This is a genomic window from Bradyrhizobium guangxiense (genome assembly GCF_004114915.1).
In the GTDB taxonomy this organism is placed as follows: Bacteria; Pseudomonadota; Alphaproteobacteria; order Rhizobiales; family Xanthobacteraceae; genus Bradyrhizobium; species Bradyrhizobium guangxiense.
This window is the reverse complement of the sequence record NZ_CP022219.1, coordinates 258,031-284,575: the sequence shown is the minus strand read 5'-3', so window position 1 is coordinate 284,575 and position 26,545 is coordinate 258,031. Positions and strand designations below refer to the sequence as shown.

At 64.5% G+C, this 26,545-nt stretch carries 30 protein-coding genes; 12 read left to right on the top strand and 18 right to left on the bottom strand.

Annotated elements, in window-relative coordinates; all coding sequences use genetic code 11:
• Positions 1-86 precede the first annotated feature (86 nt).
• Positions 87-1,712, top strand: a complete 1,626-nt coding sequence (locus X268_RS01345) for an MFS transporter (protein ID WP_208764414.1) — start codon at positions 87-89, stop codon at positions 1,710-1,712.
• Positions 1,713-1,835: 123 nt separating this feature from the next.
• On the opposite strand, the gene X268_RS01340 is transcribed toward X268_RS01345, so the two are convergent.
• Positions 1,836-2,309 (bottom strand): secondary thiamine-phosphate synthase enzyme YjbQ, encoded by a 474-nt coding sequence (locus X268_RS01340; protein WP_128923259.1) that lies wholly within the window; start codon positions 2,307-2,309, stop codon positions 1,836-1,838.
• 331 nt (positions 2,310-2,640) lie between these two features.
• On the opposite strand from X268_RS01340, the gene X268_RS01335 reads away from it, so the two are divergent.
• On the top strand, positions 2,641-3,612 hold the full coding sequence (locus X268_RS01335) for an IS110 family RNA-guided transposase (RefSeq protein WP_128923258.1): 972 nt from the start codon (positions 2,641-2,643) through the stop codon (positions 3,610-3,612).
• A 208-nt stretch (positions 3,613-3,820) separates the two neighbouring features.
• Here X268_RS01335 and X268_RS01330 read toward each other — a convergent pair whose 3' ends face one another.
• Together X268_RS01330 and X268_RS39140 are read right to left on the bottom strand one after the other, a co-directional pair.
• Positions 3,821-4,342, bottom strand: a complete 522-nt coding sequence (locus X268_RS01330; RefSeq protein ID WP_128923257.1) for a hypothetical protein — start codon at positions 4,340-4,342, stop codon at positions 3,821-3,823.
• 35 nt (positions 4,343-4,377) lie between these two features.
• Entirely contained in the window at positions 4,378-4,626 is a 249-nt protein-coding gene (locus X268_RS39140) for a hypothetical protein (protein WP_164937469.1), read from the bottom strand.
• A 75-nt stretch (positions 4,627-4,701) separates the two neighbouring features.
• Here X268_RS39140 and X268_RS01320 point away from each other — a divergent pair, with 75 nt between their 5' ends.
• From X268_RS01320 to X268_RS01300, 5 genes are all read left to right on the top strand, one after another.
• Entirely contained in the window at positions 4,702-5,076 is a 375-nt protein-coding gene (locus tag X268_RS01320) for an AtpZ/AtpI family protein (RefSeq protein WP_128923256.1), read from the top strand.
• A 112-nt stretch (positions 5,077-5,188) separates the two neighbouring features.
• Positions 5,189-5,938, top strand: a complete 750-nt coding sequence (locus X268_RS01315) for a F0F1 ATP synthase subunit A (RefSeq protein ID WP_128929111.1) — start codon at positions 5,189-5,191, stop codon at positions 5,936-5,938.
• A gap of 53 nt (positions 5,939-5,991) precedes the next feature.
• Positions 5,992-6,219 (top strand): F0F1 ATP synthase subunit C, encoded by a 228-nt coding sequence (locus X268_RS01310; RefSeq protein ID WP_018643436.1) that lies wholly within the window; start codon positions 5,992-5,994, stop codon positions 6,217-6,219.
• A 61-nt stretch (positions 6,220-6,280) separates the two neighbouring features.
• Complete coding sequence (locus X268_RS01305) at positions 6,281-6,847, top strand: F0F1 ATP synthase subunit B family protein (RefSeq protein WP_128923255.1); 567 nt, start codon at positions 6,281-6,283, stop codon at positions 6,845-6,847.
• A gap of 5 nt (positions 6,848-6,852) precedes the next feature.
• The gene (locus X268_RS01300; protein ID WP_128923254.1) at positions 6,853-7,338 is read left to right on the top strand and encodes a F0F1 ATP synthase subunit B family protein; all 486 of its coding nucleotides are present in this window, start codon (positions 6,853-6,855) and stop codon (positions 7,336-7,338) included.
• A gap of 140 nt (positions 7,339-7,478) precedes the next feature.
• Here X268_RS01300 and X268_RS01295 read toward each other — a convergent pair whose 3' ends face one another.
• From X268_RS01295 to X268_RS01275, 5 genes are all read right to left on the bottom strand, one after another.
• On the bottom strand, positions 7,479-8,129 hold the full coding sequence (locus X268_RS01295; RefSeq protein WP_128923253.1) for a hypothetical protein: 651 nt from the start codon (positions 8,127-8,129) through the stop codon (positions 7,479-7,481).
• Positions 8,130-8,251: 122 nt separating this feature from the next.
• The gene (locus X268_RS01290) at positions 8,252-8,839 is read right to left on the bottom strand and encodes a GNAT family N-acetyltransferase (RefSeq protein WP_128920349.1); all 588 of its coding nucleotides are present in this window, start codon (positions 8,837-8,839) and stop codon (positions 8,252-8,254) included.
• A 39-nt stretch (positions 8,840-8,878) separates the two neighbouring features.
• Positions 8,879-10,168 (bottom strand): M16 family metallopeptidase, encoded by a 1,290-nt coding sequence (locus X268_RS01285; RefSeq protein ID WP_128923252.1) that lies wholly within the window; start codon positions 10,166-10,168, stop codon positions 8,879-8,881.
• The gene (gene thrC, locus X268_RS01280) at positions 10,165-11,583 is read right to left on the bottom strand and encodes a threonine synthase (protein WP_164937468.1); all 1,419 of its coding nucleotides are present in this window, start codon (positions 11,581-11,583) and stop codon (positions 10,165-10,167) included. Before thrC ends, X268_RS01285 begins: the two co-directional genes overlap by 4 nt.
• 575 nt (positions 11,584-12,158) lie before the next feature.
• The gene (locus X268_RS01275) at positions 12,159-12,803 is read right to left on the bottom strand and encodes a response regulator transcription factor (protein WP_128923250.1); all 645 of its coding nucleotides are present in this window, start codon (positions 12,801-12,803) and stop codon (positions 12,159-12,161) included.
• An 86-nt stretch (positions 12,804-12,889) separates the two neighbouring features.
• On the opposite strand from X268_RS01275, the gene X268_RS01270 reads away from it, so the two are divergent.
• Positions 12,890-14,260, top strand: coding sequence for an ATP-binding protein (locus X268_RS01270; RefSeq protein WP_128923249.1), 1,371 nt, complete (start codon positions 12,890-12,892; stop codon positions 14,258-14,260).
• A gap of 172 nt (positions 14,261-14,432) precedes the next feature.
• On the opposite strand, the gene X268_RS01265 is transcribed toward X268_RS01270, so the two are convergent.
• The 9 genes from X268_RS01265 to coxB all read right to left on the bottom strand — a co-directional run bounded on the left by X268_RS01265 (position 14,433) and on the right by coxB (position 21,537).
• Positions 14,433-14,801: a nuclear transport factor 2 family protein gene (locus X268_RS01265; protein WP_128923248.1), complete on the bottom strand. Its 369-nt coding sequence runs from the start codon at positions 14,799-14,801 to the stop codon at positions 14,433-14,435.
• Positions 14,802-14,914: 113 nt separating this feature from the next.
• Positions 14,915-15,667 (bottom strand): SURF1 family protein, encoded by a 753-nt coding sequence (locus tag X268_RS01260; protein WP_128923247.1) that lies wholly within the window; start codon positions 15,665-15,667, stop codon positions 14,915-14,917.
• Complete coding sequence (locus X268_RS01255; protein ID WP_128923246.1) at positions 15,664-16,065, bottom strand: DUF983 domain-containing protein; 402 nt, start codon at positions 16,063-16,065, stop codon at positions 15,664-15,666. The genes X268_RS01260 and X268_RS01255 overlap by 4 nt, the downstream gene beginning before the upstream one ends.
• A 99-nt stretch (positions 16,066-16,164) precedes the next feature.
• Positions 16,165-17,061, bottom strand: a complete 897-nt coding sequence (locus tag X268_RS01250) for a cytochrome c oxidase subunit 3 (protein WP_128923245.1) — start codon at positions 17,059-17,061, stop codon at positions 16,165-16,167.
• A 79-nt stretch (positions 17,062-17,140) separates the two neighbouring features.
• Positions 17,141-17,794: a cytochrome c oxidase assembly protein gene (locus X268_RS01245; RefSeq protein ID WP_128923244.1), complete on the bottom strand. Its 654-nt coding sequence runs from the start codon at positions 17,792-17,794 to the stop codon at positions 17,141-17,143.
• Between the two features lie 5 nt (positions 17,795-17,799).
• Positions 17,800-17,976, bottom strand: a complete 177-nt coding sequence (locus X268_RS01240; protein ID WP_128923243.1) for a CoxF protein — start codon at positions 17,974-17,976, stop codon at positions 17,800-17,802.
• Positions 17,973-18,917: a heme o synthase gene (locus tag X268_RS01235; protein WP_128923242.1), complete on the bottom strand. Its 945-nt coding sequence runs from the start codon at positions 18,915-18,917 to the stop codon at positions 17,973-17,975. Before X268_RS01235 ends, X268_RS01240 begins: the two co-directional genes overlap by 4 nt.
• 59 nt (positions 18,918-18,976) lie before the next feature.
• Positions 18,977-20,596, bottom strand: a complete 1,620-nt coding sequence (ctaD, locus tag X268_RS01230; protein ID WP_128923241.1) for a cytochrome c oxidase subunit I — start codon at positions 20,594-20,596, stop codon at positions 18,977-18,979.
• A gap of 86 nt (positions 20,597-20,682) precedes the next feature.
• Positions 20,683-21,537 (bottom strand): cytochrome c oxidase subunit II, encoded by an 855-nt coding sequence (coxB, locus tag X268_RS01225; protein ID WP_128923240.1) that lies wholly within the window; start codon positions 21,535-21,537, stop codon positions 20,683-20,685.
• A 461-nt stretch (positions 21,538-21,998) separates the two neighbouring features.
• Between coxB and X268_RS01220 the strand changes: the two genes are divergently transcribed.
• The 4 genes from X268_RS01220 (at position 21,999) to X268_RS01205 (ending at position 25,666) form a co-directional block, all read left to right on the top strand.
• On the top strand, positions 21,999-22,544 hold the full coding sequence (locus tag X268_RS01220; protein ID WP_128923239.1) for an invasion associated locus B family protein: 546 nt from the start codon (positions 21,999-22,001) through the stop codon (positions 22,542-22,544).
• Positions 22,545-22,847: 303 nt separating this feature from the next.
• Positions 22,848-24,275, top strand: a complete 1,428-nt coding sequence (gene tldD, locus X268_RS01215; RefSeq protein ID WP_128923238.1) for a metalloprotease TldD — start codon at positions 22,848-22,850, stop codon at positions 24,273-24,275.
• Complete coding sequence (gene lepB / locus X268_RS01210; protein WP_128923237.1) at positions 24,272-25,048, top strand: signal peptidase I; 777 nt, start codon at positions 24,272-24,274, stop codon at positions 25,046-25,048. Before tldD ends, lepB begins: the two co-directional genes overlap by 4 nt.
• A gap of 51 nt (positions 25,049-25,099) precedes the next feature.
• Complete coding sequence (locus tag X268_RS01205; protein ID WP_128923236.1) at positions 25,100-25,666, top strand: nucleotidyltransferase family protein; 567 nt, start codon at positions 25,100-25,102, stop codon at positions 25,664-25,666.
• 138 nt (positions 25,667-25,804) lie between these two features.
• Here the strand turns inward: X268_RS01205 and X268_RS01200 are convergent, their stop codons facing one another.
• Positions 25,805-26,371, bottom strand: coding sequence for a PAN domain-containing protein (locus tag X268_RS01200; protein WP_128923235.1), 567 nt, complete (start codon positions 26,369-26,371; stop codon positions 25,805-25,807).
• Positions 26,372-26,545 lie beyond the last annotated feature (174 nt).

The window sequence follows — 26,545 nt, the reverse complement described above, 5'->3', positions numbered from 1 at the left end:
CCGGACATCTGGGGCGCGAGGAAACGCATTTTGGGGAGCGACTTAACATGTCGACAATGGCTGTATCTCAAGCAGGCGCGGGAGGGATGACGAAGGACGAACGGTTCGTCATTCTCGCTTCTTCGCTCGGTACCGTCTTCGAATGGTACGATTTTTACCTCTACGGTTCACTGGCCGGCATCATCGGCGCGCAGTTCTTCTCGGCCTATCCGCCGGCAACCCGCGACATCTTCGCGCTGCTCGCGTTCGCAGCCGGCTTCCTGGTGCGTCCGTTCGGCGCGATCGTGTTCGGCCGCATCGGCGACATCGTCGGCCGCAAATACACCTTCCTCGTCACCATCCTGATCATGGGTCTGTCGACCTTCATCGTCGGCCTACTGCCGAACGCGGCAACCATCGGCATCGCGGCTCCAATCATCCTGATCGCGCTGCGCCTCGCCCAGGGCCTGGCGCTCGGCGGTGAGTATGGCGGCGCGGCGACCTATGTCGCGGAGCATGCTCCGAACGGCAAGCGCGGCTACTACACCTCCTTCATCCAGACCACGGCGACGCTCGGCCTGTTCCTGTCGCTGCTGGTGATCCTGTTCACCCGCACCGCGACCGGCGAGCCCGACTTCGCGGCGTGGGGCTGGCGAATTCCGTTCCTGGTCTCGGTGCTGCTGCTCGGCGTCTCCGTCTGGATCCGGCTGCGCCTCAATGAGTCGCCGATCTTCCAGAAGATGAAGGAAGAGGGCAAGAGCTCGAAGGCGCCGCTGACGGAGGCCTTCGGCAATTGGCAGAACGGCAAGCTCGTGCTGCTTGCGCTGCTCGGCGGCGTGATGGGCCAGGGCGTCGTCTGGTACACCGGCCAGTTCTACGCGCTGTTCTTCCTGCAATCGATCCTGAAGGTCGACGGCTACACCGCCAACCTGCTGATCGCCTGGTCGCTGCTGCTCGGCACCGGCTTCTTCATCGTGTTCGGCGTGCTGTCCGACAAGATCGGCCGCAAGCCGATCATCCTCGGCGGCTGCCTGATCGCGGCACTGACCTTCTTCCCGATCTTCAAGATGATCACCACCAATGCCAACCCGGCGCTGGAAAAGGCCATCGAGCAGGTCAAGGTCGAGGTGGTGGCCGATCCCAAGGGCTGCGGCGACCTGTTCAACCCGGTCGGCACCCGCGTCTTCAGCGCGCCTTGCGACACCGCACGCGCCTTCCTGTCGCAGTCGTCGGTCAAGTACTCGACCTCGCCGGCCGCAGCCGGCTCCGGCGTGAAGGTGATGGTCAACGGCAAGGAAGTGCCCTACGCCAACGCAAAGGACGGCAACCCGGCAGTCCTCGCCGCCGTGCAGGCCGCCGGCTATCCGAAGACCGGCGACGCCGGGATCGTGAAGATGTCGAATCCGTTCGACATCTTCCGTCCGCAGGTGGCCGCAACCATCGGACTGCTGTTCATCCTGGTGGTGTTCGTCACAATGGTATACGGCCCGATCGCGGCAATGCTGGTCGAACTGTTCCCGACCCGCATCCGCTATACTTCGATGTCGCTGCCCTACCACATCGGCAACGGCTGGTTCGGTGGCCTGCTGCCGGCGACCGCCTTCGCCATCGTGGCCTCGACCGGCGATATCTATGCCGGCCTCTGGTATCCGGTCATCTTCGCGTCCATCACGGTCGTGATCGGCTTGCTGTTCCTGCCCGAGACCAAGGACGTCGACATCAAGGCGACCTGATCGAAAGCAGCGATCGACACTACAAGCCGGCCGCGGTCTCCGCGGCCGGTTTTGCTTTTGAGCGCTTCTTGCCTGGACGCGCCTTCTTCACGCGAACCGGCGGCCACTTCGCTCGAAAACGCTCTACTGAATGCTGCCGATGAATTGCAGCACGATCTCGCGGCGGTGCGGACGGCTGCGATGCTCGATCAGATAGATCGCCTGCCAAGTCCCGAGTGCAAGCCTGCCGTTCAGGACCGGGACCTGAAGCGAGGCCCCCGTCAGCATCGTCTTGACGTGTGCCGGCATGTCGTCCGGTCCTTCGGTGTCGTGAGTCCACCCGGCATTCTCCGGCGCGAGCTGGGACAGCGCCGTGCCGAGGTCGACGAGCACGGAAGGATCAGCGTTCTCCTGAATCGTCAGCGAGGCCGAGGTATGGCGGATGAACAGCGTCAACGCGCCGTCGCGGGCCTGCGCCTCGGCGATGAATTTCGTTGCCTCGCTGGTCAGATCAGTGAAGCCGCGGCCCGGCGTCTGCACGGTGAGCAGTGACGACGTAACGGTCGTGGCTTGCACCGAGGACGGTGCCGAGCGGGTGACGGATCTGGCTGATGTCATGAAGGGTCTCGATCATCGAACACTGCGGTAGCTGCCGTAGGGTGGCCAAGGCGGAGCGTGCCCACCATTTCGCGTGACGATGTCAAGGTGGTGGGCACGGCGCTTTGCGCCTTTGCCCACCTTGTATTAGCGCGCCGGGTTAGGATGGTCATGTTCCGTGAGGAATGGCCCAGCCTGGGTGGCCGCCCAAGCTGGGCCGCCGATCGATCGGATCGATGCCCACCGAAGCCTTTAGGGCTGCGTTTCGTAGCAAGATCGCGGTCGGCACTTCATCGGGACCCGCATGGTTGAACGAACTTCAGGTTCGCATAACAAGGGAGGGTCGAGGAAGGTGGCCAAGCGTATCACGATCTGTGCCGGGATCGATACCGGCAAAGAGAAGCTCGACGTGGCAGTCGATGGCGCCACCGAGCAGTTGCGGGTCGATAACACGGCAAGAGGCCACCAGGCGCTGGTGGAGTGGTTGAAGTGCCGCAAGGTGAAGAGAGTCGGGATCGAGGCAAGTGGAGGCTACGAGCAGGCGGTCGTCGCCGAGCTGCGGCGCAAGCGGTTCGTCGTCATCTTGTTTCAGCCAAAGCAGGTCCGCGCCTATGGCACGTTTCATCTGCTGCTGGCCAAGAACGACAAGATCGACGCGGCGCTGATTGCGATGTGCACTGCCGCGGTCAAGACGATCCATCCTGCACCAGATCCGCGGCTGCAGCCCTTTGCCGAGCATCTGACCATGATCGACCAGATCACAGAAGACATCGCAAGACTGAAGAACCGGCTTGAGAGTTGCCGCGACAAGCGGATTCAAGGGGTTTGGAAGGTGCAGATCGCGCTCCTAGCCAAGTCCAAACGAGCCGAGTTCAAGGCGCTTCTGGCGGCGATCCGCACCCACTCCGATCTCGCCGCACGGCTCGATCTGATCTACAGCGTCGCCGGCTGCGGCCTGCCGACTGCGGCTGCCGTCCTGATCAGAATGCCCGAGATCGGCAACATCACGCGCGAACGAGCCTCAGCTCTCAGTGGACTGGCACCTTACGACGACGATAGTGGCAAACGCTCCGGTGCCCGTCACATCGAAGGTGGCCGTGAGCGCTTGCGTTGGGCGCTCTACAACGCGGCTCTTCCGGCATCATCCCGCTGGAACCCGCAGATCAAGGCTCTCTATGGTCGGCTGATCGCCGCCGGCAAACCTCATAAATGTGCGCTGGTCGCCTGCGCCAGAAAGCTGCTCGTCACGATCAACGCCGTCGTCGCCCGCGGAACTCCCTGGGTGGCCCAGGTGCCTCAACTCGCCAAGCTGCCCGCCGCCTGACCGCGTTTCTTTGTTCGATCAGGCGACCGTTTCTTCGTCCCGACCTGCCGCCACAACGACGCCGCGCGCGGCGGCCGTCAAGGCTGGCCGTCGCTCTGCTCTCGCCTAGCACCCGCTGCCGCTAGGCCACGCCTTGACGGTCGCAAGCGCGGCGTCATGCTCAAGGCAATCGGGCGCTTTAATGGTTGCTACGGCAGCTCGTCACGCGTCAAATCCTTCCCGACACGTCCTTCTGGACGCGGTTGGCCATGTCGATCAGCCGCCGCCAGGCCTTTTCCAGAAACGACATCACGCGATCGACGTCCTGATCGCTCGGCAGCGGGATCTCGATCTTGCGCTCACCCTCCGCGACCCTGGGCTCGGCCTTCTTCAGCGGATCGGATTTCGGCAGCGCCTCGTCGATCTTGCCCGACCCCGTCGCCCCCGCCGCGAGCTGCCCCTTCAGCTTCTCGACCTCGACCTGGAGCCTGCCGATCTCGGCGTCGAGCGCGGTCCGTTCGTCGGGCACCGCGTAGCAGGCCCAGCCGGCGCCGTTCTTGGTGCAGGTCGATACCGTGCCGGTGCGCGTGTCGAGCCGCAGCACGCCCTCGGGAATGGGCGTCATGCTGTAGCGGCCGTTTTCGCCGTCGGGCGCGGATTGCCCGGCCGCGAGACCGTCGCCGGTCGCCATCGCCGCGGCGAACCCCGCCGCCGCAAGCCAGGATGTTGTGGATGACGTCACGAGTCTCATCGCGCTCTCCGCTACGACGTACGAGTGGCAATCTCCTAAATTCTACACCTCGGTGAGGCGATCCGCCGCCCAAAACACACACCGGCATCAACGATCCCCGCGGCATCTTTGATCCCGGCGGCGCGGCGAAAGGGCGGCAGCATTCGCCGATCATGAGGCGAGCTGCTGCGGTGCGGCGTCACGCTGTGCGCAGCGCTGCCGCGCACGTCAATATCACCAAATAAATCAATGATATAGCGGAAAACGACGCAATCGTGACTTGGCTTGACTTGATTATAGGCCATCAGTATGGTCCGCGCGGCTTTTGAGGGTGGCGGGCGCAATTTCCATTCAGCCGCGGCGTTTCGGGTCTTCGTTGCATGACACAGGGCACGGGACACGGCGAGAATGGGGATCGCGATAGATCGTCCGAGGAAGCTGCGCTTTCCGAACGGCTCGGAAGTCTCGATCAGCGGTTGTCCGAACTTCGTGACCGCCGGATCAAGACCGAGCAACCCGCAGGTGACGGTGGAGACGGAGCGGCCAGAGCCTCGGCGATGGCGCTTGGTTTCCGGCTATCCTCGGAGTTGGTCGCCGGTGTCGCTGTCGGAGCGGGGATTGGCTGGGGGTTCGACCGCTTGCTGTCGACGTCGCCTTTCGGATTTATCGTGTTCCTGCTGCTGGGCTTCGTGGCCGGCGTGGTGAATGTGGTGAGATCGGCGGGGGCGGGGCAAAACAGGCGCGGTGGTTCGTAAGGCGATCCGCACAGGAGAGGAATGATCGTGCCGGCCTTGCCGGTACGGGCCGGCCCGGCCGGCAGACCGAGACCCGCCGGCATTGCCCGGCAGACCAAGAGATGCCGCGCCGATAAAAATCGATCCGATCCACCAATTCAACATCGAGCCTCTCTTCACGATCGGCCATATCGGCAATCATACGATCGCCTTCACCAATTCATCGCTCTACATGCTGGTGGCAGTTGCGATCATCGCGCTCCTGATGCTCGCCAGCGGCTCGCAGCTGGTTCCCGGGCGCCTGCAGTCGGTCGCCGAAATCTCCTACGAGTTCGTCGCCTCGACCATCCGTTCGACGGCCGGCGCGGAAGGCATGAAGTTCTTCCCGCTGATCTTCTCGCTGTTCATGTTCATCTGTGTCTCCAACCTGGTCGGCATCATCCCCTACACCTTCACGGTGTCGAGCCACCTGATCGTCACCGTAGGCTTGGCGCTGCTGGTGTTCTTCACCGTGCTGATCTACGGCGTCGCCAAGAACGGCCTGAAATTCTTCTCGATTTTCGTTCCTCACGGCGTTCCTGGCTACATCCTGCCGCTGGTGATGTTCATCGAGATCCTGTCGTTCTTCCTGCGGCCGGTCTCGCACAGCATTCGTCTGTTCGCCAACATGCTGGCCGGCCACATCGCGCTGAAGGTGTTCGCGGGCTTCGTCGCCATGCTGGGCTTCTCGCTCGGCGCCATCGGCTGGGGCGGCGGCGTGCTGCCGCTGGCGCTCACGGTCGCGCTGTACGCGCTCGAGATTCTGGTCGCGTTCCTGCAAGCCTATGTGTTTGCGATCCTGACCTGCATCTACCTCAACGACGCCATTCATCCGGGACACTGAGCGGTCCGGGGAATTTCCACCCACAACCCAATCTTTCTTCCAAGGAGTCTAAAATGGATCCGGCAGCAGCAAAACTTATTGGCGCGGGCATCGCGTGCATCGGCATGGGCGGTGCGGGCGTCGGCGTGGGCGTGATCTTCGGCAACTACCTCGCCGCAGCCGTCCGCAACCCGTCGGCCGCTCAGGGCCAGTTCGGCAACCTGATCTTCGGCTTCGCCGTGACCGAAGCGCTCGGCATCTTCTCGCTGCTGATCGCGCTGCTTCTGCTGTTCGTTTTCTAAAGAACGACTTCTTTCGCGCCGCTTCATCCGAAGCGGCGCGTGACAGCAACAGGAGTACTCCATGGCCGAGAGTCATGGCGGGGCGAAGGGTCCGGCGGCGGGCGCTCACACCGAAGCCGATGGCGGTCATCACGCCGGCGGTTTTCCGCCGTTCGAGAGCAGCACTTTCGCTTCGCAGCTGGTGTCGCTCGCGATCTTCTTCGTCGTGCTTTACGTGATCGTGTCCAAGCTCGCTCTGCCGAAGGTCGGCGGTGCGATCGAGGCGCGCCAGAACAAGATCGAGGGTGACCTCACCGAGGCGCAGAAGCTGAAGGACCAGTCCGAGGCGGCGCTGAAGGCCTATGAAGGCGAGCTCGCTTCGGCGCGCACGCGGGCACAGGCGATCGGCAACGAATCCCGCGACAAGGCGAATGCGCAGGCGGATGCCGAGCGCAAGGCGCTGGAAGAACAGCTGGCGGCCAAGCTCGCCGAGGCGGAGAAGACCATCGCCTCGACCCGCGCCACAGCCATGAGCAACGTCCGCGGCATCGCGGCCGATGCGGCAGGCCAGATCGTGCAGCAGCTCACCGGCGTGGTTCCGGATGCGGCCTCGGTCGGTGCTGCCGTTGACGCGTCCTTGAAGGGTTAGTCGATATGTTCTTCGATCCTGAGACCTGGGTCGCCGTCGCCTTCGTGATCCTGATGGTCGTGTTCGGCTATCTCGGGGTCTTCAAATCGGCGATGACCGCGCTCGATCATCGCGCCGCCCGCATCAAGGCCGAGCTCGACGACGCCGCGCGCCTCAAGCAGGAGGCGGCCAAGGTGCTCGCCGACTACAAGGCGCGCAGTGCCACCGCCGAGCGCGAGGCTGCCGACATCATCGCCAACGCCAAGGCCGAAGCTGAGCGCATCGCGGCCGACGCCAAGGCCAAGATGGAAGACTTCGTCGCCCGCCGGACCAAGACCGCCGAGAGCAAGATCGCACTCGCCGAAGCCCAGGCGCTGGCGGATGTCCGCGCCGCCGCTGCGGAAGCCGCCGTCCAGGCCGCCTCCACGATCCTGTCGCAGTCGGTCAAGGGCCAGGTTGCCGACGACCTGCTCGCCAAGGGCATCAACGAGGTCAGACAGAAGCTGAACTGAGGGGTCTTGCCTTCACCAAATCAAAAAGCCGGCGCGATGAGCGCCGGCTTTTTTTGTTTGTCGGGTGACAGCATCCACATCGTGGTGTCATCACCCGCCTTCGCGGGCAGTGACAGCTGAGATTGCCGCAGGACCTCAGGCTACTTCTTCTTCCGCCCCTTCGGCTCGGGCGAGAGTGCCTGCGGGTCGAAGCCGACGTAGAAAATATAGCTATCGGCGACTGCGGGGGCCGGTACCGGATAGGTCATGTCCTCGGCGACGAAGGTGAAGGGCACGCTGCCGCCCTCGGTCATCTCGACCGTGGTCCGGTAGGCCTTCGAGGCGATCACCTTCTCGCCGACGCCGCCCTGCACCACGGCGATGCGCAGCGGCACCTCGACTGAGGCAGGGGCACCGGCGGGACCGGCAATGACGCGGCCCTGGATACCGATCCGCGCCGTGATGCCAGCGCCGCCGCGGGAGCACTCGCGCGCCATCTTGGTGATCGAGGCCTGGAAACGGATCTCATTGCCGACGGCCGGCTTGCCGCCGACGCCAACCGCATAGGTCGAGGCCCCCGCGCGCACTGTGACCTGCGGGCAATCGAGGTCATCTTCGGCCGGCTGGCCGGGCGCAGGCGCCGGCTTGGGCTCGGCCGGCTCGTCGGACTTGCCGCCGAACAGGCTCTTGAAACGGTCGGTCAGTGACTGGGCCGCCGCCGGTGAGACCGAGGCGAGTCCGATCGACAATGCCAGCGCGATCGCCGTTCCCAGCCGCAACGCATTCCGCGATGACCGAAGCTCCTGCACCATCGACGCCCGTACTCCATGACAATTGTCCGGCCGATCGCCGGCCGGGGCATGCGGGTTATATCGCCAAAATCGGCGAACCCAAGGCAGCAAAAAGGGGGATTCTGACGCACGAATCGGGCGGCTCAGCCGCGGAAATCCTCGTGCAGCAGGCCGAACAGCAGATGATCCTGCCAAACCCCGTTGATGCAGAGATAGCGGCGGGCGAGCCCCTCGCGCGAGAAGCCGCATTTCTCGAGCACCCGGATCGACGGCGCATTGGTCGGGATACAGGCGGCCTCGACCCGGTGCAAATTGAGCTCGCCGAACAGCGTCGGCAGCAGAACCCGCAGCGCCGCTGTCATGTAGCCGCGATGGGCATGGGGTTGCCCGATCCAATAGCCGATGGTGCCGGCCTGCACGATGCCGCGGCGGACATTGGCCAGGGTGATGCCGCCGACCATGGCGCCATCGAGCTCGCGGAAGATCAGAAAGGGATAGGAGCGGTCCGCGGCGATGTCCTCGGAATAGCGGCGCAGCCGGCGGCGGAAGCCAGAGCGGGTGAGATCGTCCGACGGCCAGATCGGCTCCCAGGGCGTCAGGTAATCGCGGCTGGACTCCCGCAAGTGAGCCCATTGCAGGAAGTCCGACATCTGCGGTGCGCGCAGCAACAGCCCGTTGCCGCGCGGCGCGAGGGCGGCGGGTCCACTGGACGGCAGGCGAAAGAGGGCCATGGTGATGCTTTCCGGGGCGGTCTCGCCGCTGCGCGGCTCCTAATGCAGCCGGGCCTTGGCGCGCGCCCGGGTCAATCCTTCCGCAAAAGACACCGCCGTGTCCAGACCCCTGCCACTGCCTAATGCGACAACGGCGGGCCGGCTCCGCGACAACAGCGCACGCGCCGCGTCCCGGGTCGATTCGACGCTGACGGCGTCGATCCGGCTGACCAGCTCCTCGACCGTCTGCGGCCGGCCATAGGCCAGCACGTGCCGGGCGAGCTGCTCGGCACGGGACGAGCAGCTTTCCAGCGCCATCAGCAGACCCGCTTTCATCTGCGCCTTGGCGCGGGCGATCTCGGTCTCGGTCAGTGTCTCCACCGACTCATTCATGACGTCGACCACAACCTCCATCATCTCCGGCGCATCGGCCGGGTCGGTACCGGTGTAGAGGCCGAAAAATCCGGTGTCGGTATAAGGCGCGTGGAACGCGTAGATGGAGTAGCAGAGGCCGCGCTTCTCGCGCACCTCCTGAAACAGCCGCGACGACATTCCGCCACCGAGGATGTTGGTAAAGACCTGGAGCGAGAACAGCGACAAATCGGTCTGCGGCACGCCTTCCAGCGCCAGCGTCAGATGCGCCTGCTCGAGCTCGCGATGCACCACCTTGGCGCCGCCCTTGCCGAACTGAGCCGTTTGCGGCTTCGGGCCCGGCGTCCCCTCGAAGCTTGCAAAGCGCCGCTCGACCTCGGCGACCACCTGGCTGTGATCGACCGCACCGGCCGCCGCCACCACCATGTCGGGCCCGCGATAATGCGTCGAGAGATAGCCGCGCAGCATGTCGCGGTTGAAGCTGCGCAGAGTCTTCGCGGTGCCGAGCAGCGAGCGGCCCATCGGCTGGGCAGGATAGCAGAGCTCGTTGAGATGCTCGAACACGACGTCGTCGGGCGTATCCTGCGCCGCGCCGATCTCCTGCACGATGACGTTCTTCTCGCGCTCCAGCTCGTCGGGCTCGAAGGCGGGATTGGCGAGGATGTCGGCGAGCACGTCGAGCGCCAGCGGCACGTCGGCCTTCAGCACCCGCGCATAATAGGACGTCGTCTCGGTCGAGGTGCCGGCATTGAGGTCGCCGCCGACCGCCTCGATCTCCTCGACGATCTCGCGCGAGGAGCGCTTCGTCGTGCCCTTGAACGCCATGTGCTCGAGCAGATGGGAAATGCCATGCTCGTTCGGCTTCTCGTCGCGGCCGCCGACGCCAGCCCAGACGCCGAGCGCCGCGGTCTCGAGCTGGGGCATCTTGTCAGTGACGACGGTCAGGCCGGAGGCAAGCTTGGAAATCTCGACGCTCATCCGGCAACTCCCTGCTTTGCAGCGCGGCTGACCGACAGCACGAACCGTTCGACCTCGGCCTGGTCGTTCTTCATCACCTTCATGTGTTCGGACTTGGTCATCAATCCGTCGAGCCAGGCCGGCAGTTGCGGCCGCTGGCCGCAGGCGGCTTCGACAGCGTCGGGGAATTTGGCCGGATGGGCGGTGGAGAGCACGATGCTCGGCACCCGCGTATCCGTGGTGTCGCGGTCGGCGACGGCGAGCGCCACCGCCGTATGGGGATCGACCAGCTCGCCTGCCTCGCGCCAGCCGGCGCGGATCGCAGCCGCGGTCTCGGTCTCGTCGGCGCGCCCGGCGTCGAATTCCTCGCGGATTGCGGCCAGCGTCGCATCGGGCAGCACGAAGCGTCCGGACTGCTTCAGCGAATCCATCAGCCGGCGCACACCCGCCGCATCGCGGCGGCCGGCCTCGAACAGCAGCCGCTCGAAATTCGATGAGATCTGGATGTCCATCGACGGCGACGCCGTCGCGTGCACCTCGCGCACCTCGTAGATTCCGGTCTTCAGCGTGCGCGCCAGGATGTCGTTGACGTTGGCTGCGATGCGCAGGGTCCGCACCGGCAACCCCATGCGCTTGGCGACGTAGCCGGCGAAGATGTCGCCGAAATTGCCGGTCGGCACCACGAAGTCCACCCCGCGCGCTGGCGCACCGACGGCCACGGCGGAGGTGAAATAATAGACCACCTGCGCGACGATGCGCGCCCAGTTGATGGAATTGACGCCGGAGAGCGAGGTCGCATCGCGGAAGCGATGGTTGTTGAACATCCCCTTCACCAGCGCCTGGCAGTCGTCGAAATTGCCCTCGATGGCAAGCGCATGGACATTGGCCGCGCCGGTCGTCGTCATCATCCGCCGCTGCACCTCGGAGATGCGGCCGTGCGGAAACAGCACAATCAGATCCACATTCTCGAGGCCGGCAAAGGCCTCGACCGCGGCGCCGCCGGTGTCGCCCGACGTCGCGACCACGATGGTGGTGCGCTGGCCGCGCTTGGCGAGCACGTGATCCATCAGTCGCGAGATCAGCTGCATCGCCACGTCCTTGAAGGCGAGCGTCGGACCGTGGAACAGCTCCAGCACGAACTGATGCGGCGCCATCTGGCGCAGCGGCACCACGGCCGGATGACGGAAGGTCGCATAGGCCTCGTTCGCCATGCGGCCGAGCTCGGCGTCGGCGATCTCGCTGCCCGCGAAGGGACGAATCACATCGACCGCGACCTCCCAATAGGGGCGGCCGAAGAAGCCGGCGATGGTCTCGGGCGAGAGCTGCGGCCAGATCGTCGGAACATACAGGCCGCCGTCGCGCGCGAGCCCGGTCAGCATCACGTCGCAAAAGCCAAGTTCGGGGGCCTCGCCCCGGGTCGAAATATAACGAGTCAAACTGCCCTCCAAAGGCGGACCGGCCTGAGCACGATCTATAAGCCTTTGATTTTACGAAGTTACTTGTTAACGGCCAGAGGCTTGGGGCCACCATAAAGTGTTTTGCGGCATCGGGAAACCGCTTCCCGCCTGCGCACCTGCCCTGCCCGTGCCCCGCCCAGCAAAAAGGGCTGCGGCGGTGCCGCAGCCCTCTCTTGGAAGGTCTGTCGTTGATGTGTGCAGACCGGTTTGCCTTTCGGGATCGTCGCCCCGTCAAAACTGATCGCGCAAGCTTTCGTCGCCTGTCACGAAACCGTCAAGGGCGAAAACGATGGGCGCGAGAAAATGTTCCTATTTTTCCCGACTTCAATTTCGACACTCCGAGCTGGATCGAAGCACGAAAACGGCGGGAATTACCGTTCTTTCCCGAACTTCCGGACATCTCGGGAACGAACACCGCCTCCGCCCATTGGCGTCGGCGGATGGGTGTCGGCAGGTGTCCATGCATTGCCCGGCTGCGTGCTGGCATCGATCCGTGCACCGGACCGGCTGCATCCTGGAGCGGCCGGTTCGGCGCGACTCCAGTGCCCGGAAGGTCAATTCATCCCGATTTCCACCGCGATCCTGATCAGGTCGGAATGGTTCTTGGCTCCCAATTTCTGCTTGAGCAGGGACGTGGTGTTGGCGACCGTCTTGTAGGAGATGCCGAGCGCCTCGGCGACTTCGACGATCTTGTCGCCGCGCCCGAGCAGGCGGAGAATTTCGAGCTCTCGCGGCGTCATCTGCGAGGCCGGGTTGGCCTTGATCGCCGCGCCGGAAAACGTCACCGCTTCCGCAAGCTGCGGCGAGATGAAATTGTCGCCTGCGATCACCTTGCGCACTGCTTTCAGCAGGATCCTGGGATCGTCGCCCTTGGAGACATAGCCCTGCGCCCCGAGCTCGACCGCCCGCACGACGAAGGCCGGATCGTCATTCATGCTGAACATGATGATCTTGGCGTCGGGATCGTCCTTGCGGATGCGTCGCATCAGCTCGAAGCCGGAGACGTCGGGCAGGCTGATGTCGATCACGGCGACGTCTGGCCGCTTGCTGACATAGGCGCGGTGCCCGGATTTGGCGTCCGTCGCCTCCTCGATCCGGATCGAATGGTCGGAAGCGAACAGGGTGCGGCAACCGGACAGCACCACAGGATGGTCGTCGACGATCAGGACCCGGGTCCCCGGCTTGGCACTATCTTGCATCGCGCACTCTCTTGTTGTTCGACTCATAGACCGGCGGGAACAAATGGAAAGAGAAAATCCCGTCGATGCGCGTTAGAATTGACCTAATGTGGCAACGACTCCCGTTCAGAACGCAACTGTTTCTTCCGCTCGGCGCGAGTTTTCTCGCAGCGCTGATCCTGGGCGGCGTGCTGCTGCAGATCTTCGCAACGAGTCAGCTGGCCGACGAGAACGAGCCGGCTCGGCGTTCGACCCGAACGATCGCCACCGCACTCAACAACACTTTGCGCGCCTCGGACAATCCGCAGAAGACGCTTGAGGCGTTTGTCCAGTCCCTGACCACCTCCTCGGAGATTCAATTCCGCTCCGCGGAAGGGGATCCCCCGCGTTCGCCACAGGACGGCACGCGCAACTGGCAAGGGGTTCCGCAATGGTTCGCCGACCTGCTCATGACACCGGACACGGACGCTGCGGCCCCGGTGCTGATCGACGGCAGACGGATCGGCGATATCGTGTTTCTACCGGACCTGTCGGCCGACCTGTTCGAGAAGTGGATCGGCTTCCTCGCCCTGACCAGCCTCGTCGCCGTGCTGATGGTGCTCACCGGAATCATCGCCTATGTCTTCGCGGGGTCGGCTCTGCGCCCCCTGCAGCATCTCGGCGAAGGCCTGACCCGGATGCGGCGCGGCGATTACACCAAGCCGATCCCGGTCGGAGGCCCGCCGGAGATTCGGCAGAGCTGCGCGGAGGCAAATGCGCTGGCTGCAACGCTTGCGCAACTGAGCCAGGACAATCGCGACCTGATGCATCGCCTGGTGTCGCTCCAGGACGACGAGCGACGTGATCTCGCCCGCGAATTGCACGACGAGCTCGGACCGCTGCTGTTCAGCATCCGCGCCGGTACGATCGCGCTCGTCGACGCCGCGCCGCTTGCAGGAAATCTCGGCAATTCGGCCCAGGAGGTGCTTCAATCGGTCGAGGCGCTCCAGCAAACCAACCGCCGCATCCTCGATCGGCTGCGGCCGCTCTACATCGAGGAGCTAGGCCTTGCGGCGAGCGTGCAGACGCTGCTCCGGAACTTTCGCAAGCAGGCGCCGCATATCGTCCTGACGGATACGATCGACCCGGACCTCAACGTGATCGACGGGCCGTTGGCTCGGACCATCTATCGCGTGATCCAAGAGGCGCTGACCAACGTGCTGCGCCACGCCAAGGCGGGCAGCGCCCACGTCCAGGCCACCATCGCCGGCGGGACGCTGGTCATCGAGATCTCCGACGACGGCGGCGGCTTTCCCGCCGACAATGTCTTCGGCCGCGGCCTGACCGGCATGCATGAGCGCGTGCGCGCGCTCAGCGGATCGCTGTCACTGCTGCGCGTGGATGGGCGAACCTATGTCCGCTGCCGCCTGCCGATCGAGACGACGCGAGGCGCCGCGTCAACCGCTAAAGCACGACGAGATCTAGATGAATCGTCATAGCGCTTTAGGTTGTTGTTGATTGCGCATGATCTTTCCGGAAGTCCGCTTCGCACTTTTCCGGATCATGCTTCAGAGCGTTTTCGAGCGAAATGAACACCGGTTCGCGTGAAGAAAACGCGTCAAAACGAGAATCTAGAGCTTCGGTTCTGATTCAATCAGAACCGAAAATGCTCTAGCAGGCGCAGCAGCCGTCATGCGCGTTCTGATGCGCCGGTTCGCACAGCGTGCTGTAGATCTTGCCTTCCGGATTGAAGCGAAACGAGGCGTGAATGCGCAGGGCGCCCGCGACGGAATATTCGAGATCGACGCCGTGGGGCGCCGGACGGATCTCCTCCAGCCCGAAGCCCGCGGACGAGAACGCGCCGAGCCGTGGCGCCCAATAGTTTTCGAGCTCGCTCCGACCGCGGTAGCGTTGCGGACCGTTGCACGTGCATTCAAGCTCGGCATCATCGGCGTAGAGGTCGAGCAACGTCGCAAGGTCGCCCTTCCGGCAGGCGTCCACCCAGTCGACGACAATTCCCATCTGATCGAAATCGCTCACGCCGCAATCCTGTCTGCCGCCGAAAGTCACCGGCGGCTTAGGACCACACTCGTGAATGTGCGCTGAATAATAAACCCCGGGCGATACCGGGTTCCCTGGCGGACGCCCTCGGCTCAGCAGCGCCGCCGGCCCCTCGCCCACACCGCGAAGGCGATCACCACGGCGCCGGCGAGCAGGAACCAGGTCACGGCATATTGCAGGTGATCGTCCTTCAGGTGCACGTCGAGCGGCCCGGGGCGCGGAATGCCGTTCTCGGGCGCCGGCTGCTCGAGATCGACATAGAACGGCGCCACAGCGCCCCAGCCCAGCGCACCTGCGATCGCGAGATGGTCGCGCACGAACCAGAGCCGCTTGTCGCGGTTCTCAGCCGGCGTGAGCCAGCCGGACGGCTCGGGAAAGCGTAGATAGCCGGTGAGCGCGACCGGCCGTCCGGTGACGAGCTTCTTCACCGCGCGATCCTCGACACCGCGGTCCTGCATGGTGTTCTCGACGAAGCCTGCGTCGATCACGACCGTCTCGCCGCTCGGCAGCCGCGCCGGTAGGAACGCCCAGGTGCCCGGCCCGGAGGCGTCCTTGCGCACCGCAGAGCCGGAGGAATAGACCATCGCATCGGGCGAGGCCGCGTAGGTCGCGGTAAAGCTGACGCGGCGGAATTCGTCGCGCGAGGGATTCAGCACCGCCCATTGCGACGGCGGCGGCAGCGCGATCGGCGCCGTGGCCAGACGATCGGTGAGCGCCGCGATCAGCTCGTGCTTGGCGGCACGACGCTGCAATTGCCAGACGCCGAGCGCGACGAAGACGGCCGCCAGGAACAGCGTGAACAGCGCGAAGCCGGCCACGCGGGGCTTGCGCGCAGGCTCGTTCATTTCGCGCGGTCGACCAATCGGCCCGGCGCCGCCTTGTGGTGGAATTGCAGCGCGATCAGCAGCGACTTCATCGCACGCAGTGGCAACAGCGTGGTGGCCAGGATCAGCGGCAGCCACAGCACCGCATGCAGCCAGTACGGCGGCTGGGATTTGACCTCGACGATGAGTGCAGCCGCAACGACGATGCCCCCGGCCAGCATGATGATGAAGATTGCCGGGCCGTCACCGGTGTCGATGAAGGCGTAGTCGAGACCGCAGCGGTCGCAGGCGGGCGCGAGTGTCAGGAAACCCGCATAGAGCTTGCCCTGGCCGCAGCGCGGACATCTGCAGGCAAGCCCGCGCAACGCGCTTTGCAGGACGGTGGTCTCAGTCTCGGATTTACCGGCGGTCTCGTTCATGATGGCGGACTCTATCACAGTTTTCGCCGAAACTTTCCGGCGCCCCAAAAAGCGAAAGGGCGGCCCGGCGGCCGCCCCTTCAGATCCAATCCTGGCGGCTCAGTGCGCGCCGTGGGCCATGGTCTCGGCGCCGTGTCCCCAGACATAGATGCACAGGAACAGGAACAGCCAGACCACGTCGACGAAATGCCAGTACCAGGCGGCGAACTCGAAGCCGAGGTGCTGCTTCGGCGTGAAGTGGCCGGCATAGGCGCGGAACAGGCAGACCAGCAGGAAGATGGTGCCGACCAGCACGTGGAAGCCGTGGAAGCCGGTCGCCATGAAGAAGGTCGCGCCATAGACGTTGCCGGCGAAGGAGAACGCCGCGTGGCTGTACTCATAGGCCTGCACGCAGGTGAAGAGCGCGCCCAGCACGACCGTGAGGATCAGGCCGTATTTCAGGCCCTGACGGTCGTTCTCGAGCAGCGCATGGTGTGCCCAGGTGACGGTGGTGCCCGAGGTCAGCAGGATCAGCGTGTTCAGGAGCGGCAGGTGCCAGGGATCGAAGGTCTCGATACCCTTCGGCGGCCAAGTGCCGGGGACCGCGCAGGCGCCGGGCTGGGTGCCGAGGCCGCAGCCGAACACGGCGTCACGGGTGGCGTGGACGGCGTCGGCCGGAAACAGCGCCGCGTTGAAATAGGCCCAGAACCAGGCAACGAAGAACATCACCTCGGAGGCGATGAACAGGATCATGCCGTAGCGATGATGCAGCTGCACGACGCGGGTGTGGTCGCCCTTGTACTGGGCTTCCTTGATCACGTCGCCCCACCAGCTCGCCATGGTGTAGAGCACGCCCACGGTGCCGACGCCGAACACGATCGGCGCGGCCGAGAACATGTGGTGCATCCAGGCGATCGCGCCGACCGCCATGATGAAGGCCGAGAGCGAACCGACGGCCGGCCACGGAGAGGGATCGACCAGATGATAGTCGTGATGCTTGGTGTGCGCCGTTGCCATTTGCGGTCTCTCTCCTCAATCCCGTGCCTGTTCGGCACTTATCCCCTTGTGTCCAATCCCCGCGGCGTGAGCCCGGCGATCAGAGATTTCCCTTGCGCTTGTCGCCCTCGCCCGATGCCAGCGGTTTCACCACCGGATCCTTCACCGGATAGAACGTGTAGGACAGTGTGATCGTGTTCAGCCCATCGTTCTCATGATCGTCGGCGATCGAGGGATCGACGTAGAACACGACCGGCATCTCGCGCTTCTCGCCGGGCGCCATGGTCTGCTCGGTGAAGCAGAAGCAGTTGATCTTCTGGAAATAAGAGCCGACCGTCAGCGGCGCGACATTGTAGGCGGCTTGCGCAGCCGTGGTGCGCGCGGCCTGGTTGGTCACGGTGTAGAACACTGTCACGACCTGGCCGATATTGACCTCGATCTCGTTCTGCTCCGGCTCGAATTTCCAGGGCAGGCCGGGCGCGACGTTGGCATCGAAGCGCACCGCGATCTTCCGCGCGATCGGCCCGGTGGCCGGCGCGGAGGTCGCCACTTGCGTCGTACCGTTGAAGCCGGTGGCGCGGCAGAACCAGTTGTAGAACGGCACCGCCGCGTAGGAGGCACCGACCATCAGCGCGACCACGCCGCCGCAGATGGACGCCACCACCACATCGCGCCCCAGCCCGCGGCGCTTGGCCGGCGTGCCGTTGCCCGGCTTGGCGCTGACGGTCGGCGATATGGTCGGCTCCCGGTTCATCTGTCCTACATCGGCCGCACGAGAACCGCCGGTCCCTTGACCATGGTGACGGCGAAGAACAGCACTACGAGCACGCCGAGTGCCAAAGCGATGGCAATCGAACGCTGACGACGGCTCTTCTGCTGCGCCTCGGTGAGGACGATTCCTTCTGGCTCGCGTTTGTCGGCCATCGCGGTGATCATGCGCCCCCAACCATCGGAGCCAGCGCGCGGAACACGACCTCGGCCAGCAGGGTCGCGAACAGCACGAACAGATAGAGGATCGAGAAGGCAAACAGCTTGCGAGTCGCGCGCAGCGACTGGCTCCGCTCGCGGCGCAGATAGACGTTGATCGCGAGCACCAGCATGCCGGCGCCGAGGATCAGCGAGACGATGCCGTAGACGGCATCGAAATAGCCGAGCGCCCAAGGCGCGGCGGCGACCGCGATCAGCACGATGGTGTAGAGCAGGATCTGGAGCCGCGTCGCATCGGGACCGGCGACGTTGGGCAGCATCGGAATGCCGGCGCGCGCGTAGTCGTCGGAGCGGAACAGCGCCAGCGCCCAGAAGTGCGGCGGAGTCCAGAAGAAGATGATGGCGAACAGCAGCAGCGGCTCGACGTCGACCGTGCCCGTGACAGCGGCCCAGGCCACCACCGGCGGCAGCGCGCCGGCGGCACCGCCGATCACGATGTTCTGCGCGGTCCAGCGCTTCAGGCCGATCGTGTAGATCACGACGTAGAAGAAGATGGTGAAGGCGAGCAGTGCGCCCGCGATCCAGTTGACGAGGATGCCGAGCGTCATCACCGAGAAAAAGGACAGCGTCATGCCGAACGCCATCGCCTCCGGGCGGGTGATGCGACCGCGCGGGATCGGCCGGTTTGCCGTGCGCGACATCTTGGAGTCGATGTCGCCTTCGAGCGCCATATTGAGCGCGCCGGAGGCGCCGGCACCGACGGCGATGCAGAGCAACGAGGTGAACGCGAGCACGGGATGGAAGTGTCCCGGCGCCATCGCCATCCCGACCAGCGCGGTGAAGATCACCAGCGACATCACCCGCGGCTTCAGCAGCGCGATGTAGTCGCCGACCTCCGCCTCGGAGATGCGGGGATTGATGTCGATGGCGTTCTGGTCGAGGACGGACACGAATTCAACTCGCTCGTTATGGAGCCGCGGCGCCCGTCACGGGCGCCGCGGCTGATTGCTTACTGCACGCGGGGCAGCACTTCGAACTGGTGGAACGGCGGCGGCGAGGGCAGCGTCCATTCCAGCGTGGTTGCACCCGCACCCCACGGATTGTCGCCGGCCGGCACCTTCTTCATGAAGGCATCGACAACGCAATAGAGGAAGATCAAGACGCCGAAACCGGAAATGTAGGAGCCGACCGACGAGACCAGATTCCAGCCCGCGAACGCGTCGGGATAGTCGACATAGCGGCGCGGCATGCCGGACAGGCCGAGGAAGTGCTGCGGGAAGAACACCAGGTTGACGCCGATGAAAGTGACCCAGAAGTGCGCCTTTGCGAGCGTCTCATTGTACATGTAGCCCGACATCTTCGGGAACCAGTAGTACCAGCCGGCAAAGATCGCGAACACCGCACCGAGCGACAGCACGTAGTGGAAGTGCGCGACGACGTAGTAGGTCTCCTGGAGCACGCGATCGACGCCCGCGTTCGCCAGCACGACGCCGGTGACGCCGCCGATCGTGAACAGGAAGATGAAGCCCACCGCCCAGATCATCGGGGCGCGGAACTCGATCGAGCCGCCCCACATGGTGGCGATCCACGAGAAGATCTTCACGCCGGTTGGAACCGCGATGACCATTGTCGCGGCGACGAAATAGGCCTGCGTCGCCGAGGACATGCCGACCGTGTACATGTGATGCGCCCACACCACGAAGCCGATGCCGCCGATCGCGACCATGGCGTAGGCCATGCCGAGATAGCCGAACACGGGCTTGCGCGAGAAGGTCGAGACAATCTGGCTGATCATGCCGAAGCCGGGCAGGATCAGGATGTACACTTCGGGGTGGCCGAAGAACCAGAACAGATGCTGGAACAGCACCGGATCGCCGCCGCCATCGGGCGCGAAGAAGGTCGTGCCGAAATTGCGGTCGGTGAGCAGCATGGTGATCGCGCCGGCGAGCACCGGCAGCGACAGCAGCAGCAGGAACACCGTCACCAGGATCGACCACACGAACAGCGGCATCTTGTGCAGGGTCATGCCCGGCGCACGCATGTTGAAGATGGTGGTGATGAAGTTGATGGCGCCGAGGATCGACGAGGCACCCGCCAGATGCAGCGACAGGATCGCGAAGTCGACGGCCGGGCCCGGATGGCCGGAGCTCGACAGCGGCACGTACATGGTCCAGCCGGCGCCGACGCCGTTGGCACCCGGCTCGCCCTCGACGAAGGTCGACATCAGGAGCAGGCCGAAGGAGGCTGGCAGCAGCCAGAACGAGATGTTGTTCATGCGCGGGAACGCCATGTCGGGCGCGCCGATCATCAGCGGGACGAACCAGTTGCCGAAGCCGCCGATCATCGCGGGCATGACCATGAAGAAGATCATGATCAGACCGTGCGAGGTCACGAAGACGTTATAGGTGTGGGTCTCGTGGAAGATCTGCACGCCGGGATACATCAGCTCGGCGCGGATCGCGATCGACATCGCAAGACCGATGATGCCCGCGATGACCGCGAAGATCAGGTACATCGTGCCGATGTCCTTGTGGTTGGTCGAATAGACGTAGCGCCGCCATCCGGTCGGATGGGCATGCTCGTCATGTCCGTGGGCGTGATCGCCGTGTGCCGCTGCGCTCGTTGCCATTTTCAAATCCTGCCTTGCGTCCCATTCGGACCTTTGGAGGTCCCGCCCTTCTGTCGCTTCCAGTGCCTCAAGCCGTCACCCGACGCTTACTGCGTCGGGCCGGCCGCGGAGGCGTAGGTGCTGGTGCCGCCGCTCGCGTATTTCTTCTTCGCCGTCTCGATCCAGGAGGCGAACTCCTGGTCGCTGACCACGCGGATCGCGATCGGCATGAAGGCATGGTCCTTGCCGCACAGCTCCGAGCACTGACCGTAATACATGCCGGTCTTGGTGGCCTTGAACCATGTCTCGTTCAGGCGGCCCGGAATGGCGTCGATCTTAACGCCGAACGCGGGCACCGCGAAGGCGTGAATGACGTCGGCGCCGGTGGTCTGGACCCGAATCACCTTGTTGACCGGCACCACCATCTCGTTGTCGACCCCGAGCAGACGGGGCTGCTTGTCCTGCGCCATCAGCGAGTCGAACTCGAACTTGCCGTTGTCGGGATAGGCATAGGACCAGTACCACTGCTTGCCAGTCGCCTTGATGGTCAGATCCGCCTTCGGCACGTCGAGCTCGAGGAACAGAAGCCGGAACGAGGGCACCGAGATGCCGACCAGAATCAGCACCGGAACGAGCGTCCAGGCCACTTCGATCAGCGTGTTATGGGTGGTCCGCGACGGCACCGGATTGGCCCGCGCGTTGAACTTGAGGACCACGACCACGAGCAGCGCCAGAACGAACAGCGTGATCAGCGTGATCAGCACGAACAGGAAGTTGTGGAACCAGACGATATTGTCCATCACCGGGGAACCCGACGCCTGGAGGTGCCATTCCCACGGCTCCGGTTGCCCGAGCTCGGCGAATGCCGCACCACCCGTCGCCAGCGTGACGCCAGTCGCCACCAAGGCGATGGTGGCCAATCCCAGCAAATGCCGGCCCACCCGACCCATCGACATCCTCATGCCGTTCGCGCTCCCCTTACGAAATCACCCCAAGTGCGCCGCCCTGTGTCCGGGAAACGCTTATTCGATCCGCCCGTCCGACAAACCGCCGCGCAAGAATACCTCTAAGAGGAATTGGGGCCAGATCGCTAGAACGCCGAAATCAAGCCTCTCAAACCATAATTTTTGATCTATCGCAATGCAGTCTTGAGCTCGGTCTGCCAGCGATCACCCGCAAGATATTTCCTAGTAACATCAGACAAAAATACCGTTTGCCGGGATGCTGCCGCTTGACAGCGGAATTGCCCGCGTTAGGCACTGGCAGGTGGCCGCGCAGGGACCTGATTCGTGCGGGCGGCGGCGGCACAAGGCGGCGTGGAATTTGCTTGGGAATCGCCTTCAAGACGCCGTCATTCCCGTATCAGTCCGCCAGATCAGTCCGCCAAGCGCGAGCGAGGAAGGCGAGCAGAGGGACCGACCCGATGGGGTTTTCGAAATCGATGGCAAGGCAGGCTAGCAGGCAGGTTCACCACCTCCCGGCGCTGGCCGCCCTGCTGGCTGCGATCGTCCTTCTGGCGCTCCCCGGCCTCGCTCATGCGCAGGGCGCAGTGCGCTCCGTCCATGGCGACTGGCAGATTCGCTGCGACACGCCGCCGGGTGCCCAGACCGAGCAATGCGCCCTGATCCAGAGCGTGGTCGCGGAAGACCGCTCCAATGCCGGCCTGACCGTGATCGTGCTCAAGACCGCCGACCAGAAGAGCCGCCTGATGCGCGTGGTTGCCCCCTTGGGGGTGCTCCTGCCCTCCGGACTCGGCCTCAAGCTCGACAACCAGGACGTCGGCCGTGCCGGTTTTGTCAGATGTCTGCCCAATGGCTGCGTGGCCGAGGTCGTGATGGACGACAAGCTGCTCGGCCAGCTCCGCAGCGCCAAGACTGCAACCTTCATCATCTTCGAGACCCCGGAAGAAGGCATCGGCTTCCCGCTTAGCCTGAATGGCCTTGGCGAGGGCTACGACAAGCTGCCATAGGGGCGGCCCGAGAACACGTTTCCAATTCCGTCATCCTGAGGCGCGAGTTCGGCAGCGCGATCGCGTTGCCGTGCGAGCCTCGAAGGATGAACGGCCGAGCTACCAGCGGGGCTGTCGCCCTTCGAGGCTCGCCTTGCTTTGCAAGGCGAGCACCTCAGGATGACGGTGATGGATCGATGCTTGCGGCACGTTTCGGTGAGTCCCCCGCCCATCCTATCGTTTCCGTAATGTGACGCCCCGCCCCTCGCGGAACAGCCGGGAAACCATTATCTTGCCCCACATCTTCCGCTAATGGACGGACGCATGACCAATCCCGCCACGACTTCCCTGCTCGACCGCGCCAATCTCGATCGCGACCAGGTTCGCCACGAGGTCGCACGCGGACTTTCCGGTGCCGACGACGGCGAGCTGTTCCTGGAATACAGCCAGACCGAAGCGCTGATGTTCGACAATGGGCGGCTGAAGCAGGCGACCTACGACACCTCGCAAGGCTTTGGCCTGCGCGCGGTCAAGGACGACGCTGTCGGCTATGCGCACTCCTCCGACGTCTCGCTGCCGGCGCTGATGCGCGCTGCGGACGCCGTCGCGGCCGTGCGCGGCGGCTATTCCGGCAGTTTCGCCGCACCGCCTCCGCACACCAATGTACGGCTCTATGGCGACGACAACCCGCTTGATGCGCCGGGCTTCGAGACAAAAGTAAAACTGCTCGCCGAAATCGACGCCTATTTGCGCGACAAGGATCCGCGGGTGCGGCAAGTCAGCGTCAGCCTGGGCGCGACCTGGCAGGTCGTCGAGATCCTGCGGCCGGACGGCGAGAGCTATCGCGACATCCGTCCGCTCGTGCGCGTCAACGTCTCCGTCGTCGCCGGCCAGGGCGACCGCCAGGAGAGCGGCAGCAAGGGCTATGGCGGCCGCGCCGGCTATGCCGAATTCATCGAGACGAGGTCCTGGCGCGAGGCCGCCGATGGCGCGCTGCGCGAGGCGCTCGTCAATCTGGAATCGATTCCGGCCCCGGCCGGCGAGATGGATGTGGTGCTGGGGGCCGGCTGGCCCGGCGTGATGCTGCATGAAGCGGTCGGCCATGGCCTCGAAGGCGACTTCAACCGCAAGAAGACGTCCGCATTTGCCGGCCTGATGGGTCAGCAGGTCGCGGCCAAGGGCGTCACCGTGGTCGACGACGGCACCATCGCCTCGCGCCGCGGCTCGCTGTCGATCGACGACGAGGGCACGCCGACCAATCGCACTGTGCTGATCGAGGACGGCATCCTCGTCGGCTACATGCAGGACCGCCAGAACGCACGCCTGATGAACATGAAGCCGACCGGCAACGGCCGCCGTCAGGGCTATGCCCATGTGCCGATGCCGCGCATGACCAACACCTACATGCTCGCGGGTGACCGCGATCCGGCCGAGATCCTCGCTTCGGTGAAGAATGGCGTCTTCGCCGCCAATTTCGGCGGCGGCCAGGTCGACATCACCTCGGGCAAGTACGTGTTCCAATGCACTGAGGCCTACAAAATCGAGAACGGCAAGCTGGGCGCGCCGCTGAAGGGCGCCATGCTGATCGGCAACGGGCCGACCGACCTGCATCGGATCCGCATGATCGGCAACGACCTTGCGCTCGATACCGGCATCGGCACCTGCGGCAAGAACGGTCAAGGGGTGCCCGTCGGCGTCGGTCAGCCGTCGCTGCTGATGGAACGCATTACAGTGGGTGGAACGGGCGCATGAGCGTTGAGAAAGCAACTGTCACCTCCAAGCGGAAGAGCAGCGGCTGGGGCGGACAGATCGTTCAGCTCGCGGGCATCGTGGCCGCCGTGTTCATCGCCAAGGGCGCGCTGGCCGAGCCGTTCTACGTGCCGTCGGGCTCGATGGAGCCGACGCTGCTGATCGGCGACGCGCTGCTCGCCTCGAAATTCCCCTATGGCTACGGCACCTCGTCGCTGCCGATTCAGATTAGCCTGCCCGAGAGCGGCCGCGTGTTCGCGGAGACGCCGAAGCAGGGCGACGTCGTGGTGTTTCGCTGGCCCGCCGATCGTTCGCAGGCCTGGGTCAAGCGCGTCGTGGGCCTGCCCGGCGACCGCATCCAGATGCGGCAGGGCCAGCTCTTCATCAACGACCGTCCCGCCGAGCTCAAGCCGGACGGCGTTGGCGCCGCCGAGGACGACAATGGCGGCAGCGAGCCTGCCTACCGTTATGTCGAGACGCTGCCGAACGGCGTCTCGCACCTGATCTTCAAGATGCGCGACAACGGCCCGCTCGACAACACGCAGGAAGTGACGGTGCCGCCCGGCCACCTCTTCGTGCTCGGCGACAACAGGGACAACTCCGCCGACAGCCGCGTGCCGCTGCGGTCCGGCGGCGTCGGCCTGTTGCCGATCGACAACCTGATCGGCCGTGCGGATGCGGTGCTCGGCTCCTGGGATCTCGGGATGCGCGGCCAGCCGGTGTGGACCTGGCTGTCCGGATTCCGCCTGGCACGGTTCTTCACCGCCGTGCATTGACTGAAGCGCAGGTCGTGGCGTGGGCAACGCGGAAGCGCGAAGCGATTTCCGATGACCCGCGACGAATTCCTCGCATTGGCCCTGCAAAATTCCGTCAACGCCGCGATCATCGATGAACTCGATCGCCTCGCGCTGCCGGATGCATGGCTGGTTTCGGGATGCCTGGTGCAGACGGTGTGGAACGTTCTCACCGGGCGCCCGATCGATTACGGCATCGCCGATTACGATGTGTTCTATTTCGACCGCGACACCTCGTGGGAGGCGGAGGATGAGGTCATCCGCACCCTCCATGCGCGCCTCGCGCATCTCGATGCCAAGATCGAGGTCCGCAACCAGGCCCGCGTGCACCTATGGTACCCCACCAAGCACGGCCTGCCCTATCCGCCGCTGAGAAGCTCAAGCGAAGGCATCGACCGCTTCCTCACGCAGAACACGCAAATCGGCATCAGGCGCGCAAGCGATGGCTACGAGGTCTACGCACCGCACGGGTTTGACGACGTCGCAGCCCTGATCGCGCGGCCAAATCCAGGACCGAATTTTTCCGTCGCGAATTACGCGGCGAAGGCCGCGCGATGGAAGGCGCTGTGGCCGGAGATTACGGTGATTGCGGCGCAGTGAGGTGCCGTAGGGTGGCAAAGCGACTTGTCCGCCGTAGCTCGAAGAGCGAAGGCGGAAGCGTGCCCACACGTCTGTGGCCGTATCGGAAGATCGTGGGCACGGCCCAAAGGCGCCTTTGCCCACCCCATGCCACCTTGCCTATCTCACCACGCCCGACGTGAACCCCGCCTTCCGCCGCGGCGGCTTGATTTCCTTTTTCAGGTAGCAGCGCGCCTCGCGTCCGGTGTAGCCGGGACGGGCATAGGTGAAGGCCCGGCACTTGTTGTCGGCGGTGCATGCGGCCTTGCAGGTCTCCACGCTCTCCCCGTCCTTCAGGTCGAAATTGCGCAAGTCCCCGCCGGGGCGGTCGATCGACGTCTCCACGCCCTCGACCCGCGGCTCGATCACGCCGGCGCCGCGCACGCCGGAAATACAGCAGCTTCCCGGCACGCGCGCAGGCACGGTGTTCTTCAGCCAGCACACCGCCGAGCCGCCCTCGACGTCCGGATAGCTGAAGCTCCACGACCGGCAGCGGCGGTCGCGCTCGCACAGCAGCGCGCAATCCTCGGGATCGCCCGAGGCGACCGGTGTGCTGAAATAATCGCCGCCCGGCCGGTCGAAGGCCGTCTGGGCGCGCGCCGGCACGCTCGCGAATGCGAGCGAAAGCAGCGTGACACAAGCCACGACGCTGGCCATGACGGCCCCAGTCAGGTGGCCCTTCCCCATCGGAACAGCTTTCGAGTTATTGACGACGCTCAGGTTTTTTCAGCCGGTCATTTGATCGCCGCAAACCTGTATGGGCGATGAACGACCTAAATCCCGATCGGTAGTTGACTGGCCTAACGCGTCGACCGGAAAAATGTGCAGCGGTCTTCCAAAAAGATCATGCTTAAACAACAA